The organism is Pseudoclavibacter helvolus (genome assembly GCF_014191305.1).
Taxonomy (GTDB): domain Bacteria; phylum Actinomycetota; class Actinomycetes; order Actinomycetales; family Microbacteriaceae; genus Pseudoclavibacter; species Pseudoclavibacter helvolus.
The window spans coordinates 162155-176537 of record NZ_JACHWJ010000004.1 but is presented as its reverse complement, the minus strand read 5'-3'; the positions used below and the strand labels follow the sequence as shown (position 1 = coordinate 176537).

The 14383-nt window shown below is 65.5% G+C and carries 11 protein-coding genes; 4 read left to right on the top strand and 7 right to left on the bottom strand.

Translation table 11 applies throughout. The annotated features are described in order from the left end of the window. Nucleotides 1-20 precede the first annotated feature (20 nt). Together FHX72_RS13075 and FHX72_RS13070 are read right to left on the bottom strand one after the other, a co-directional pair. Nucleotides 21-662, bottom strand: a complete 642-nt coding sequence (locus tag FHX72_RS13075) for a hypothetical protein (RefSeq protein ID WP_183625720.1) — start codon at nucleotides 660-662, stop codon at nucleotides 21-23. Nucleotides 663-738: 76 nt separating this feature from the next. Further along, the gene (locus FHX72_RS13070) at nucleotides 739-1242 is read right to left on the bottom strand and encodes an amino-acid N-acetyltransferase (RefSeq protein ID WP_183625718.1); all 504 of its coding nucleotides are present in this window, start codon (nucleotides 1240-1242) and stop codon (nucleotides 739-741) included. A 67-nt stretch (nucleotides 1243-1309) separates the two neighbouring features. Here FHX72_RS13070 and FHX72_RS13065 point away from each other — a divergent pair, with 67 nt between their 5' ends. Continuing rightward, nucleotides 1310-2239 carry a Ppx/GppA phosphatase family protein gene (locus FHX72_RS13065; RefSeq protein ID WP_068477217.1) on the top strand — a complete coding sequence of 310 codons (930 nt, stop codon included), beginning with the start codon at nucleotides 1310-1312 and terminating at the stop codon, nucleotides 2237-2239. 158 nt (nucleotides 2240-2397) lie between these two features. Here FHX72_RS13065 and FHX72_RS13060 read toward each other — a convergent pair whose 3' ends face one another. Continuing rightward, on the bottom strand, nucleotides 2398-3687 hold the full coding sequence (locus FHX72_RS13060; protein WP_068492848.1) for an MFS transporter: 1290 nt from the start codon (nucleotides 3685-3687) through the stop codon (nucleotides 2398-2400). Nucleotides 3688-3795: 108 nt separating this feature from the next. On the opposite strand from FHX72_RS13060, the gene FHX72_RS13055 reads away from it, so the two are divergent. Further along, complete coding sequence (locus tag FHX72_RS13055) at nucleotides 3796-4131, top strand: PadR family transcriptional regulator (protein WP_068477214.1); 336 nt, start codon at nucleotides 3796-3798, stop codon at nucleotides 4129-4131. Nucleotides 4132-4134: 3 nt separating this feature from the next. Continuing rightward, nucleotides 4135-5085, top strand: coding sequence for a permease prefix domain 1-containing protein (locus tag FHX72_RS13050; protein WP_183625716.1), 951 nt, complete (start codon nucleotides 4135-4137; stop codon nucleotides 5083-5085). 65 nt (nucleotides 5086-5150) lie between these two features. On the opposite strand, the gene FHX72_RS13045 is transcribed toward FHX72_RS13050, so the two are convergent. The 3 genes from FHX72_RS13045 to FHX72_RS19765 form a co-directional block, all read right to left on the bottom strand. Continuing rightward, nucleotides 5151-7682 (bottom strand): ATP-dependent Clp protease ATP-binding subunit, encoded by a 2532-nt coding sequence (locus FHX72_RS13045; protein WP_183625714.1) that lies wholly within the window; start codon nucleotides 7680-7682, stop codon nucleotides 5151-5153. Nucleotides 7683-7836: 154 nt separating this feature from the next. Then, on the bottom strand, nucleotides 7837-8568 hold the full coding sequence (locus FHX72_RS13040) for a hypothetical protein (RefSeq protein WP_183625712.1): 732 nt from the start codon (nucleotides 8566-8568) through the stop codon (nucleotides 7837-7839). Nucleotides 8569-8820: 252 nt separating this feature from the next. Next, nucleotides 8821-11385: a LuxR C-terminal-related transcriptional regulator gene (locus FHX72_RS19765; protein WP_183625710.1), complete on the bottom strand. Its 2565-nt coding sequence runs from the start codon at nucleotides 11383-11385 to the stop codon at nucleotides 8821-8823. A 579-nt stretch (nucleotides 11386-11964) separates the two neighbouring features. Between FHX72_RS19765 and FHX72_RS13030 the strand changes: the two genes are divergently transcribed. After that, nucleotides 11965-12984 carry a DDE-type integrase/transposase/recombinase gene (locus tag FHX72_RS13030; protein ID WP_156475621.1) on the top strand — a complete coding sequence of 340 codons (1020 nt, stop codon included), beginning with the start codon at nucleotides 11965-11967 and terminating at the stop codon, nucleotides 12982-12984. Between the two features lie 79 nt (nucleotides 12985-13063). Here FHX72_RS13030 and FHX72_RS13025 read toward each other — a convergent pair whose 3' ends face one another. Continuing rightward, complete coding sequence (locus FHX72_RS13025) at nucleotides 13064-14281, bottom strand: hypothetical protein (RefSeq protein ID WP_221186943.1); 1218 nt, start codon at nucleotides 14279-14281, stop codon at nucleotides 13064-13066. Nucleotides 14282-14383 lie beyond the last annotated feature (102 nt).

Sequence of the window (14383 nt, the reverse complement as noted above, 5' to 3'; positions counted from 1 at the left end):
CCCCGGGTCAAAATCTTGGATCAGTCCAGAACGAACGTGGCTGGCTGTGACGCGATGCCGTTGACACTCACGACAAGCTGGTAGTAGGCGCCCCCGGCGACCGCATCCGCCCTATCGGTGCCGCATGTGTCGAGCGAAGAGCGCTCACGCACCCAGGTGATGGGCGGTGCCGACACCGACTGCCCGGCGTCGATCGTGACGACCTCATCAGCAGGGTCTGTCTGGCAATGCGACGACACCCAGATGACATCCGCGCCGCTCGAGATCGTGTAGACCTGGACGGCCGTGCCGACGTTCATGACACACGCCTCGGCTCCAGTGTTGGCGATCGAAAGCGAGAGCTGAGGCTGCACGTTCGCCGCGTAGCTCGTAGCGTCGAGAGCCGCAGAGACGACAAGTTCAGGCGCGGCGCACTCGGCCGGTCCAGTTGGCGTCGGAGTAGGTGTCGGTGAAGCCGTTGCAGTCTCACCGGCCTCTGCCGGCGCCGTTTCGCCCGCGGATGCTGTTGGGGTGGCGGATGCTTCGCCGGGCTCACCAGAACCGGCCCCGAAGAGACTTGTCAGGCCCCAGATCAGCAGTCCGATCACGAGCGCGCAGACGATGAGAAGCGCCAGCCGCCGACGGCGGTAGACGGCCTTGCTTGGTCTGCGGGTCGAACTCACTCGCCAAGGGTACGGACCCGTTCCCGGGAGTCCTGGGAGGCGCACCGAGGCCGATGCGACGGCACCGACTACGCGACTACAGCACCTTCAGCATGCGCGTGTTGCCAAGGGTGTTCGGCTTGACGTGGGCGAGGTCGAGGAACTCGGCGACACCCTCATCAGGGGAACGGCGCATCATCTCGTACGTCTCGGCGTCGACAATCTGCTCGCCGACTGCCACGAACCCGTGCCGCTCGAAGAAGCCCGTCTCGAACGTGAGGCAGAAGAGTCGCTCGAGGCCGAGGTGGCGGGCGTCCGCCATGAGGCGATCCAGGATCACGTGTCCGACGCCGGTCCCGCGCACCGAGTCCGTTGTCGCGATCGTGCGCACCTCACCGAGGTCGCGCCAGAGCACGTGAAGCGCACCGCACCCGACCAGCTCACCTCGCTCATCCACGGCGACACGGAACTCCTGCACCGCCTCGTACAGGGTGACAAGTTCCTTGCGCAGAAGCACGTTCCGGTCTACGAGCGGCTGAATCAGCTCGCTGATGCCCACGATGTCGTGCGTGGTGGCCCGCCTGATGGTGATCTCCTGCATCCGTCAAGCGTACGCGCGCCCCTACGATCGGACCGCCGGGCGCGACAGCACGGGTAACATCACGGACATGCGCCTTGGAGTTCTCGACGTCGGATCCAATACCGTCCACCTGATCGTGGTCGACGCCCACCCCGGCGCGAAGCCCGTGCCTGAGACGTCGCAGAAGAGCATCCTGCGCCTCATGCGCTACCTGCAACCCGATCGATCGATCTCCGACGAGGGCGTCGCGAAGATCATGGAGGCCATGCATCGCGCCGCCGACGCGGTCAAGAAGAGCAAGCTCGACCACTTCATGCCGCTCGCGACAAGCGCCATCCGAGAGGCCAAGAACGGCCCCGAGCTGTTGAAGCGCATCCACCGCGAAACCGGGATCGACCTGCAGGTCATGAGCGGCGAAGAGGAGGCCAGGACGACGTTCCTCGCCGTGCGCCGCTGGTTCGGCTGGTCGGCGGGGCGCATCATGCTCGTCGACATCGGCGGCGGTTCCCTCGAGCTGGCCGTCGGCGACGACGAGCTCTCCGAGCACGCCATCTCGGTGCCGCTCGGCGCAGGCCGCAGCACCGTCAATTTCCTCCACAACGACCCGCCCACTGAAGACCAGGTGGATGAGCTGCGCAAGTACGCGCGCAAGCTCATCAAGGAGGCCGCGGAGACCTTCGAAGGCGGAGCCAGGCCGGACCAGTTCGTCGGCTCGTCGAAGACCATCCGCTCGCTCGCCCGCCTCGCCGGCTCATCCATCGACGGCATCGGAGCCGGCCAGCGCACGACGCTCCAGAAGTGGCAGCTCGACGACTGGGTGCCTCGCCTCGCGAAGCTCCACTCGGAGGCGCGCCCAGCGCTGCCAGGCATCACGACCGACCGCGCGCTGCAGATCGTCGCCGGCGGAGTTGTCCTCTCCGAAGTCATGCACGTGTTCGACATCAAGCAGCTCGACGTCTCCCCTTGGGCCATGCGCGAAGGCGTGCTGCTCGACTACCTCGACCGCCTGCCGCGGTAGCGCCCACGGGCGCGCTCCGTCATCCGCTTGCCGAATCTCGGGATGGGTTCCTCATCTCGGGATGGGTTGCAACCCATCCCGAGATGAGGAACCCATCCCGAAACAGCGTTGCAGGGCGCGGGCTCAGCGGCTAGCGCCGCTGTCGCGGACTCAGCCCTCTAGCGCCGCTGACGCGGCACATGCTTCGGGATCTGCCAGCCCATGAGAGCCGCACCGACGAGGCCGAGCACACCCAGCATCCCGGACGTGAACGCGAGCGACACGAGGGCCGTGGCCGCCGCGACGATGATGGGAACAGAGGCGGCCGAGGAATCGGTGATGAGGCGCCAAGCGCCGAGGAACGGCGCCGGGTCCTGCCGCGGAGCGAGGTCGGCGCCGAGCGTCATGAGGATGCCGGAGCCGATGCCGTTCGCGAAGCCCAACCAGACGGCGAGCACCGTGAACCACTGCTGCGAGGCGTCACCGGCGAGGTCGTGGGTGAACGCCAGTGTCAGGAAGCCGGCCCCCAAACCGAGCAACGCGGGCACCGCGCCCCAGACCCGCCCGAAGCGATCCATGACCCAGCCGGAGACGAAGAACAGCGCGAAGTCGACGCCAGCGCTCACACCGATGACCAGCACCGCGGCTGCGGTATCCATGCCGATCGAAAGCGCCCAGAGCGGCAGCATCACGTTCCGGGCGGCGCGAAGTGCGGCCATGATGCCAGCGCCGGTTCCGAGCCGGAGGAGCACACCCGCGTTGGCCCGGATGGTCGCGAAGACGCCGAGCCGCTTCGGTTCGTGCAAGCCGGGGCCATCCGCGCCGGCTGCCACCACAGGCTTCGCGGAGTGCGAAGGCCGCGCCACGGTCTCTGGATCGGGCGCGAACAGCAAGATCAGAGCGGCGATCGCCCCGCAGACGACGAACACCCAGAACCCGTACTGAGGTGCATCGAACAGCACGAGAATTGCGGCGACGATGAACGGGCCGACGAAGAAGCCTGCGCGGAAGACCCCACCGAGCGTTGACAGCACCCGCGCCCGGTAGCGAAGCGGCACATACGTCGTCAGGAACGCGTGCCTCGCAAGGTTGAAGTTCGCGGCAGAGATGCCGATGATCACGACCCCGATGAGCAGCATCCATGGCGCAACGGCGAAGGCGCACAAGAGGATACCGACGAGGCTGACCCCGAGGGCTGCGAGCATCGCCCGCTTCTCCCCCATTCGCTGCACAACGGCGCCGGCGGGCAGGTCGCCGATCATCTGACCGATCATGAGCGAACCCGCGATGAACCCCGCGAACTCGATACCAGTGCCAAGCGAGACCGCGACTGTGGGGATGATCGGGATGATCGCGCCTTCGCCGATCGCGAAGACAAACGACGGCAGGAGCGCCAGGAGCGTCACCTGAGTGAGCGTCGCCTCCTTCTTCGGCTTGCCGTTCGACGAGGAAGAGGGGGATGCGGGCACGGGTTTCAGCGTACGCCCACATAGCGAACACCCCGGCTCGCTCGGCCAACACCCTGCACTCCACAGCGTTATTGACGATACTGTGTGACACACACTATAGTGTGAAGCATGAGCGATGACGAAGCCCACGACATCCACCTGCAGGAGCTGCGCAGGGGCACCGTCGTGCTCGCCTGCCTCCGCCTCCTCGCCGAGCCGGGCTACGGCTATGGCCTCCTTGAAGCACTGCAGTCCCGAGGCTTCGACACCGACGCGAACACCCTCTACCCGCTCCTCCGCAGGCTTGAGAAGCAGGGCCACCTCACGAGCGAGTGGAACACCGACGAGGCACGGCCTCGCAAGTTCTACCGCGCGAGCCCAGCAGGCACGGCGCTCGCCACCGCGATGACCACAGAATTCCGCTCACTCGCCGACGCGATCGAGCACCTCCCAGAAGGGGCCTGAGCCATGACAACCATCAACGACTCCCTCACGGAACGCTACGTCAGCGCCGCGATGCGCACCGTTCCAGACGACCAGCGGGCCGACCTCGAGGCCGAGCTGCGCGCATCCATCCAAGACCTGGTGGATGCACGCGTCGACTCCGGAGAGCCAGCCACCACCGCCGAGATCACCGTACTCACGGAGCTCGGCGACCCCGAGCTGCTCGCCGCGAGCTACACCGATCGACGCCTGTACCTCATCGGCCCGCGCTACTACCTCATGTGGTGGCGGCTGCTGAAGGTGCTGCTCTGGATCGTGCCCGCGTGTGCGGCCTTCGGCGTCGCGATCGCGCAGACGCTGGCCGGTAGCGGAATCGGCGAGATCATCGGTGAGGTTGTGGCAATCACCCTCAGCGTCGTCATCCACGTCGCGTTCTGGACGACGCTCGTGTTTGTCATCCTCGAACGCGCCGGAGCCCCATCGGCGCAGGGGAAGTGGAGCGTCGACGACCTGCCGGAGATTCGACAGACCGGGGCGGGCAGGTCCGAGCTTGTCGCCTCGCTCGTGTTCCTTGGCCTCGCAGTCGGCGCGATCGCATGGGACCGCTTCGTTGGATTCGTGCCAACACAACCCGGACTCTCGTTCTTCGGCCACGAGCTCTGGCCCTGGTGGGCGCTCGGCTTGCTCGTGCTGCTTGTCCTCGAGGCGGGCTACAGCGTGGCGCTCTTCCGCTCGGGCCGGGTCACGCTCCCCCTCGCCTGGGCGAATGCGGTGCTTGCAGTCTTGTCCATGTCGCTGCTCCTGACCGCACTTGGTCGCGGACTCCTGCTGAACCCTGACTTCTTCGCCACGGTCATCCCGAGCGCCGAGAGCGCAGCGACAGTGACGACGATCGTCACCGTCATGATCGCCTTCGGAGTTGTCGCGACCAGCGTCTGGGATATCTGGGACGGCTTCCGCAAGGCCACCCGCTAGGCAGGTACAGACGAAGCCCCCGCATCCAGTGGATGCGGGGGCTTCGTCGGACCTGCCGGTGGGGGTTACGCGGTCTGCGCGTCGCCCTCGCCGGAGTCGGCGATGATGCCTTCGGCCTGCGAGGTGACCCCGCCTGCCGCGACCGTCTCGGGGACGCGGCGCTTCGTGACGTTGAACACGAACTCGTCTTCCGGGTAGTCAACCTGCACGTGGTCGCCTGCCTTGAGCTCGCCGCGGAGGATCTTCTCGGAGAGGAGGTCTTCCACTTCGTGCTGCACTGCGCGACGCAGCGGGCGGGCGCCGAGCGTCGGGTCGAAGCCGACCTTGATGAGCTTGCGCTTCGCGAGCTCGGTGATCTCGACGGTCATGTCGCGGTCGAGCATGCGCTCGCTGAGGCGACCGATGAAGAGGTCCACGATCTGGAGCAGCTCGTTGGTGGAGAGTTGCGGGAACACGATCGTGTCGTCGACACGGTTCAGGAACTCCGGCTTGAAGTGCTTCTTGAGCTCCTCGTTGACCTTCGACTTCATGTTGTCGTACGACACCGAGGCGTCGCCTTCAAGCTGGAAGCCGACGGGGCCGCCGGAGATGCCCTTCGTGCCGAGGTTGGTCGTCATGATGATGACCGTGTTCTTGAAGTCCACAACGCGACCCTGGCCGTCGGTGAGACGTCCTTCTTCAAGCACCTGGAGGAGCGAGTTGAAGATGTCGGGGTGGGCCTTCTCGATCTCGTCGAACAGCACCACGGAGAACGGCTTGCGGCGCACCTTCTCGGTGAGCTGTCCACCTTCTTCGAAGCCGACGAACCCTGGAGGGGCACCGAAGAGCCGCGAGACGGTGTGCTTCTCGCCGAACTCCGACATGTCGAGCGAGATGAGCGCCGACTCGTCGTCAAAGAGGAACTCCGCGAGCGCCTTGGCGAGCTCCGTCTTTCCGACACCCGTGGGGCCGGCGAAGATGAACGAGCCGGATGGGCGGTTCGGGTCCTTGAGTCCGGCGCGGGTGCGGCGGATCGTCTTGGAGAGCGCGGCGATGGCTTCGTTCTGGCCGATGACCCGCTGGTGCAGGGCATCTTCCATGAAGACGAGGCGTGCGGTCTCTTCCTCGGTGAGCTTGAAGACGGGGATGCCGGTGGCCTGCGAGAGGACCTCGGCGATCAGGCCCTCGTCGACCGTGCCGGTCGACTTGACGTCGCCGGACTTCCACTGCTTCTCGAGGCGGAGGCGCTCGCCGAGCAGGTTCTTCTCGTCGTCGCGCAGTGACGCGGCGCCTTCGAAGTCCTGCAGCTCGATTGCCTGTTCCTTGTCGGCCCGGACGATCGCGATCTTCTCGTCGAGTTCGCGCAGCTCAGGGGGCGAGGACAGCACCGAGAGGCGAAGGCGTGCGCCTGCCTCGTCGAGGAGGTCGATCGCCTTGTCCGGCAGGAACCGGTCGGAGACGTAACGGTCGGCGAGGGTGGCCGCGGCAACGATGGCGTCGTCGGTGATGGACACCTTGTGGAACGCCTCGTACTTGTCACGGAGACCCTTGAGGATGTTGATCGTGTGCGCGATCGACGGCTCCTCCACCTGGATTGGCTGGAAGCGTCGCTCGAGCGCCGCATCCTTCTCGAAGTGCTTCTTGTACTCATCGATCGTGGTGGCACCGATGGTCTGGAGCTCACCTCGTGCGAGGAGCGGCTTCAGGATGCTCGCGGCGTCGATCGCACCCTCGGCGGCACCCGCACCCACGAGGGTGTGGATCTCGTCGATGAAGACGATGATGTCGCCGCGCGTGCGGATCTCCTTGGTGACCTTCTTGAGGCGCTCTTCGAAGTCACCGCGGTAGCGGGAGCCGGCGATGAGCGAGCCGAGGTCGAGCGAGTAGAGCTGCTTGTCCTTGAGCGTCTCGGGCACCTGGCCGGTGACGATCGCCTGGGCGAGGCCCTCGACGACGGCGGTCTTGCCGACGCCGGGCTCGCCGATGAGGACGGGGTTGTTCTTCGAGCGGCGCGACAGGATCTGCATGACACGCTCGATCTGCTTCTCGCGCCCGATGACGGGGTCGAGCTTGCCTTCGCGAGCGGCCTGCGTGAGGTTGCGGCCGAACTGGTCGAGCACGGCGGAGCCCTGGGCTGCCTGCTGCGGCTGGTCTGCGCCAGCGACAACCTGCTCCTTGCCCTGGAAGCCGCTCAGCAGCTGGATGACCTGCTGGCGGACCCGGTTCAGGTCGGCGCCGAGCTTCACGAGCACCTGGGCTGCGACACCCTCGCCCTCGCGGATGAGGCCAAGCAGGATGTGCTCAGTGCCGATGTAGTTGTGGCCGAGCTGCAGGGCTTCGCGGAGCGAGAGCTCGAGCACCTTCTTGGCGCGCGGCGTGAACGGGATGTGCCCCGTCGGACGCTGCTGCCCCTGGCCGATGATCTCCTGGACCTGCTCGCGAACGGCAGGCAGCGAGATGTCGAGGGATTCGAGCGCCTTGGCGGCTACCCCTTCACCCTCGTGAATGAGGCCGAGGAGGATGTGCTCGGTCCCGATGTAGTTGTGGTTGAGCATCTTCGCCTCTTCTTGGGCGAGGACGATCACGCGCCGGGCGCGGTCGGTAAATCTCTCGAACATCCGTTTCTCCTTCGACTCCCTGACCTCGACACCTGGCTACAGGGTCGGGGGCCGTGTACACCGAGAGTAACCGCGACCACCCCCGAAACCCTCCCCTGTTCGCCCTGGGCGTGCGCGGGACCCCGGATGCGCGCACGCCCAGGTCGAGGAGTCGCTAGGCGACCTGGGGACCAGTCGCGACGGGCTGCGCGAGTTCCTCTGCGGTGTCCTCCGCGGGGACCTGGGCCATGCGGAGATTTCCACCGCTCGGCGTGTAGGGAGTCGTCGCGAGGATCGCCCCATCTCCGCCGATGAGGCGACGGAACGACTGGATGGCACCGTTGACGGTCACGAAGCGGTCGATGTACGGGACGCGACTGCCGCCTTCGACCACCTGCGATTGGAAGAAGACGGCGTTCTTGAGCAGGACACGCGATTCTGCATTCGGTGCGGGCAGCACACCCGAGTAGTTCGACCGGTAGCTGTTGTAGTTCTGGCCGTCGATGGTGATGGTCCCGACGAGGACGAGGTTGGACCAGGACCCGGCGTCTGCGCCAGTCTTCGTGAAGCTGAGCGTGCCGGCTCCCGGCCGGAAGTGGAAGACGATGTAGATGTTCGTGATGGTCGTCGTGGCGATCGCATCATTGATCCAGAGACCTCGGACCGGGTAGGTGCCTCGTGCGTCCACAGTGACGCGTGCCCAGCCGCCGCGGCCCGGGTACGTGAACACGATCCAGCCGTTGATGCCCGGGGTCTTGACCGGGGATGCCGCATAGGCGGGGGCCGCGACTGCTGTGGCGATGATCGGAGTCGTCCAGGCCGCAGTGCGCAGCACGGAGCGGCGGGTTGATGTGCCAGCAGCGTTGGATGCGGCGGGAACGGCTTGGGAGCTGGGGGTTTCAGACAAAGGGGAACCTCTTCGGCGCATCGGGGTAAGTGCATCCGCGCCGGAGTGGCGCGTCCTGCGCTGACAGGCCCCATAGGACGTGCCAGGCAGATCAATTGCACCCCGAGCACGGCCCCCTCAGGCGCGAAGTCACCCCAGACTTCACCCTAATTTGTAGCTACAAATAAATGACTGACCAGCAACCTTGCCAACAACGAAAAAACCACCCCGGGGTTCACCCCGAAGTGGCTTGTGCGCAATACTCAGACCGGACTAGTCGTCACTTCTGTCGCGGAGGAGACCAAGAGATTCCGCGCGGCGGAGGGCTTCTGATCGCGAATGCACGCCGAGCTTCTTGTAGGCCGAACGCAACTGGGTCTTCACGGTGTTCGGCGAGACGAACAGCTCCTCGGCGATTCTGGCCGGTGAGGTGTGTCTGGCGAGTGCGTGAACCACGACTCGCTCGCGCTCAGTGAACTGCGGCATGGCGCTCACTTCTCGGATCGTCGTCGCAACATCGAGGGAGTCGAACATTGCCACGTCGTCGGCGCCACCTGACTCGCGACTGAGGTCCGCGAGCGCGTCGCGGTCTCGGTCCGGCAGCAGCAGCAGCGGTGAGATGAGCCCGTATTCGCGAGAAAGCGCAGAGGCGAGGCCGATCATGCTCAACGCCACCTCGCGGTCCCCGGCACGCAGAGCCGCTGCCGCTCCAAGTGCGTGGACTGCCGTGCGCATGCGTGGAGTCGTGAAGAAGTCCAGCGACCTCGAGACGAGGCGCATCGACTGGTCCGCGTCACCATCGACGAGAGCAAGCAACGCCCTCGCGGGCAGCGTGCGGAAGTCGTCGGCCGCATAGCCCTCGAGGAGCTTACGAGCCCGAGCCGGGCGCCCGGCGGCGAGCCAAAGCGCCACGAGGAAGGCCTTGACACGGAACAGCCCGAGGCTTTCCCCGGCACCAGAGGCGGCCAGCGGACCTTCGAGCATCTCCTCGACGCGGCGCGCCTCTGCCAGCGCTTCACCCTCCGCGAGCCGTGCAAACATCACAGGCTCCTGCAAGTAGGGCCAGAGATCCGACGTCACCGAGTGGCGCTCGATGCCTTCGAGGGTCGCGCGGGCCTGCGCCCACTCCCCTCGCTCGAGGAAAGCGTAGGACCGCGCGATGTGCCCGAACGAGCCGAGGTGGCCGCGTTCGTTTGTCGTCTTCCAAGCGCCGTCGTCGATCTGGGCGAGCATCGCCTCTGACGTTGGCATGTCGCCGTCGATCGCCTTGTAGCCGGCAGCATCGGAGAAGGACAGATTGCGGGAACTCTGCGACTGCGGAACAACGAAGGTGTCGGCGACGGCGGCATGCGCCCCCTTGACGTCTCCGACCAGGAAGAGTGAGAGGGCAGCCCCTCGCGTGAAGACCGGCGTCAGCATGGAAGCACCGGATGGACCCTGCGCGTTCGCGACGTCAAGCGCCTCCCTGGCAAGCTCGGCCGACTCTCGGTACCGGCCGAGCGTGCGCAGCGCGAAGGCCTTGAAGCAGAGGAGCTCGCAGCGGCGTTCCGCAGGCAGGTCGCTCGGGATGCGTATGCCCGCCGCGATCTGCAGCAACGGCCTGGCCGCATTTCGCAGCACGGGGTTGGCGAGACGGGCAAGCCCGAGTACAAACGCAAGGATTGGGTAAGCCACGAGCGCGTCGTGCGGGACGTGTTGCAGGCGCGCCTCGTATCGGTCCGTGGTGTAGGCCTCGACCACAGAGAGAAGCAGCCGGGAGCAGATACGCGACGCGAGCTCGTAGTCATCAACTTCGAGCGCCAGCTCGAGAGCTCCGTCTGGGTCGCCGTTCGCGACCAGCCAGGCCGAGGCGATAGATGCTGCGCGCTTGTACGCAGCTGGCGACCCGGTGCGCAGCTCCTCGTGGAGCGCCTCACGCAGCGCTGTGACGTACTGGAACGCCCCGCCGCTGCGGGTGAACGTGGTGTGCCTGCCGAACCCGTCGGCTTCGAGGACCTCGATCGCCGCGTCCGGATCGAGTTGGGGCACGAGCACCCGCGCGAGGGACGCGTCGAAGTACGGCACGATGCTCGTGATGCGCGCGAAGTTCGCGAGCTCTTCGCTTGGCAGCTGCCCAGAGAGGTTCGTCGTGTTGAGTGCGTTTTCGCGCCAGTGGGCGACACGGGGGCCGGATCGTGAAAGCTCGAGGACAGCCGCGCGGACTGCGATCGCATAACCGCCGGTCGCCTGGTGCACCTCCTTCGGCGTCGCGACGCGACTGACCCCGACAACCCGCTGGAAGAACTCGGCGACCTCTGCCTCCGTGAACTCGAGGTCGACGTTCGTGATCACCTTGACCTGCCCGCGAAGCTGCAGCCTCGACTGGTCGAGCGTGGTGCGACCGCGAGCCGCGATGATGACCCGCATGCCTGGCACGTTCGCGGCACCTCGGAGGAGGTCCTGGTCGATGACGGGGGCGAGCTCACCAAGACGCTCGTAGCCGTCGAGGATGATCGTGAAAGGGGCTTCGCTACGCATCGCAGTCGTGAGATCGCGCTTCTCGAAGTCGTCGCTGTTGATGAGCGCCAGGAGATCGTCGAATTGGAGGCTCGTCACGAGGCCTTCGCGAAGGAAGGCCCGCGCGATCTGCTCCCACACGCTGTTGCGGGTCGTTGTGGATGTGCCGAAGGTGACCCACAGCAGTCGACCCGCGTGGCGGCCAGCGTCGACCCACATGCGTAGGAGCGTTGTCTTGCCATAGCCACTTGGAGCATGCAGAAGGGTGATGCCAGCCGAGTCATCGTCGAGTGAGCGCAGAAGACGCTCCCTCACCAGCAGCTCACGCGTCGTTGCGTTCACCTTGTTCACCCCAGATCTAAAAGCATGACTTTTCACATACCGAATGGTAGGTCATGAATCTAACCCGAGAATCCGCGTTTGACCAGATCCGGATAACCGGGCATTTGCGGGGATTTGCCATGTGTTGGCTATGCCAACCCTCTTTGTCAGGCTGGTTGTGAGTCGTTTGGCTCGTGATCTGGAGGAGGTCGTGGTGTCGATCGCTGTGGGGTTCAGTAACGAAGAAGTGCGTGATCTGGTGTTCGCGTACGAGCGTCGCCCGTATGGAACGAAACGTGCGTGGTTGGAGGACCGAGGTATCTCTTCGACGGTGATGAGCCGATGGCGCCGAGCGGTGTTCGATGGAGATCTCGACAGGAGCCTCGTTCCGCGCGAGGGTGGTGAGATGACGACACGAGGAGAGCGCCGCCAGATCGTGGCGAGTGCGCGAGAGCAAGATGTCGAGAAGGATCGCCTTCGCGCGCGGGTGCGGGAGTTGGAGGCCGCGAACGAGGCGTTGGGAAAAGCTATCGGGCTCTTGCATCAGCGGAACGAGCGAGAGCCCGACGAGGACCCGACGACGAAGGGTCCATCGAGTTCTTGACGCTCGAGAACACGCTCGTTCGTGAGCTGGCCGCCGCGACCGGCTCTCAACGGCAAGCGTTGAAGGTCGTGGGTCTGTCCCGGTCGACGTGGCACTACCGGCAGTCTCCGAGGGCGCGGGTCGCGGTCCCGATTCTGCAGGCAGCGCGCGCGTACGAGTCGCGGATCAGCGACATCGACCAGCGACGCATCGAGGAGCGCATCCTGGCTGGGTGGGCTGCCGACAACTCGGTGGATCATGCCTTCGCGACGGCCTGGGATGCTGGCGTGATGCTGGCGTCGCGGCGCTCCTGGTGGCGCATCGCGGCTCGCCTCGAGGATCAGCTGCTGCGCCCGAAACTCCCGACCCGGACGAGCAGCCGGCAGGCCAGGGACAAACCCGTGCTGAAAGCCACGGGTCCGGGGCAGGTGTGGTCGTGGGACATCACCGACCTCTACTCGCCCTGGCGGGGAAAGACGTTCAAGGCGTACAAGGTCATCGATATCTACTCCCGCCGCATCGTGGGGTTCCGTGTCGAGGACCGGGAAGTAGATTCCCTCGCGAGAGACATGTTCGAGGACGCGATTCGAGCGCATGGCGCGCCCCAATTCGTGCACGCGGATTCCGGGGCAGCGATGCGCTCGACTCTGTTGCGCGATGCCCTGGCCGCGCATGGCGTGGGCATGTCGCATAACCGCCCGTACACGTCGAACGACAACCCGTTCTCCGAGGCCGGATTCCGGACCATGAAGTACCGGCCCGGCTACCCGAAAGTGTTCACCGACCTCGACGCGGCCCGCGCCTACATCCAGGACTACGTGACCTGGTACAACACGGAGCATCGGCATTCCGCGATCGCGTTATTCACGCCCGCGCAGGTCCACGACGGCTCCTGGCAGCAGATCTGGACGGCCCGCGATACCGCACTTCAGGTCTACCACGACGCCCATCCCGCGCGCTTCCGAGCCCGCCCGAAGACCCCATCACCAGCCAGCAGAGTCGGCATCAACCTCCCCAACGAACCCGTCGCAGCATGACGCAAGTGACTCCACACAGCTTGACATTCGACGCAATGAGAGGAAATGCCCCCTCGGCGGTGTCAGGCAGTGAGCCGGATCAGCGCTGCGCCGCACAGATCTGAGCGGCCGCAGTCGGCGCATTCGCGCCCTGGAGACTCGCAGCCCAGTTCATTTCAAGTTCACGCGAGAGGTCGGGCCACTGCGAACCCGACCAGAATTCACAGTCGCGCACTCCGAACTTCAACTCGAAGACGCCGAGGCCCGTGAGGTTGTTGCCGACGAAGTTGACGCTGAAGTCGCGGTTCGTCTGCTGAAGTTCGGGAACGAGCTCGAGAAGCTCCTGCCACTCGGTCGTCTCCCTGAACTTCTTCGCCGCATCCGCCGACCTGACCCCCTCCATCGTGTCGTCGAAGGCGGTCACGTTGACCTGCGTGCTTCCGGCCAAGGAGTCGTCCACTCGGACGTGCACACTCGCGAGCTGCTCCGACGCGTCGAAGACGGCACTTGTCTCTCGGACGAAGGTGATCTGCTCAGAGGACGGAATCCCAGATTGAACGAACTGACCGGTGGTGAACGGTGCCAGACCCATGAGGTCCCACTCCCCCGTCGCGGCGCCCGGGTCCTCGATCGTGCGGGCGGCTTCCAGGAGCTCAGCAGTGCGTTCCTCGTCGTCGCGCTCGTCACTTGAGAGCTCGATCACGACGAGACGACCAAGCGCGGCAGAGGAAAGGGATGGGGCGGTCGAGTCGGGAGATGGCGAGGGCGACGAGCTCGCGGCCATAGGCGCCTCAGTTGCCTGCGCCTGCTCACCCTCACCCTCCTGCACGGGGAGGCCAGCGGCAGTTTCGTCACCGACCTCGTCGGTGATCTGGAACATGCCAGCGGTGACGGGCGCAGAATACGTTCGCGTGGAGATGGATTCGAAGCCGACCGTTGTCAGCTCCCGCCAGTACGCGAGTTGAGCGTGGAGAGCCTCAGGGGTGGCCAGATCGAAGTAGGAGTACGCCGATCCCGCGAGGCGGAGCTCAACCACTCCGGGGAACTGCCCCTGCCCCAATTGCACGGCCGGGAAGGTTGTCGTGTACTCGCCGATGTCGACGAGCTCCTCCTCCGTGACGTCGTCCGCCAGGGTCACGATGAGGTCCACTTTGACAACCCCGTCAACGGGAGGTCGGTCGAGACTGGACGCCTCTACGCCGGGAAGTGAGCGGAGGGTCTGATTGAAGGACTCGAGCGCCGACTGCACGGATGGGAACGGTCCGGATGCGCATCCGGCGAGCATCGTCATCATGACGGCCGCAATGAGGACGGGCATGGCAGAACGCGGCATCGTCAGCACCCTCCTCCGCGTCCTCGATCCAGCACGATGCCGATCAGGTTACGCCGCGCTCCCCGGAGCAATCTGGGTGCCCCCTCA

Coding starts and splice junctions, on each gene's coding strand:
- FHX72_RS13070 (WP_183625718.1), bottom strand. CDS start 1,242: ATGCAGGAGATCACCATCAGGCGGGCCACCACGCACGACATCGTGGGC.
- FHX72_RS13065 (WP_068477217.1), top strand. CDS start 1,310: ATGCGCCTTGGAGTTCTCGACGTCGGATCCAATACCGTCCACCTGATC.
- FHX72_RS13055 (WP_068477214.1), top strand. CDS start 3,796: ATGAGCGATGACGAAGCCCACGACATCCACCTGCAGGAGCTGCGCAGG.
- FHX72_RS13050 (WP_183625716.1), top strand. CDS start 4,135: ATGACAACCATCAACGACTCCCTCACGGAACGCTACGTCAGCGCCGCG.
- FHX72_RS13045 (WP_183625714.1), bottom strand. CDS start 7,682: ATGTTCGAGAGATTTACCGACCGCGCCCGGCGCGTGATCGTCCTCGCC.
- FHX72_RS13025 (WP_221186943.1), bottom strand. CDS start 14,281: ATGCCCGTCCTCATTGCGGCCGTCATGATGACGATGCTCGCCGGATGC.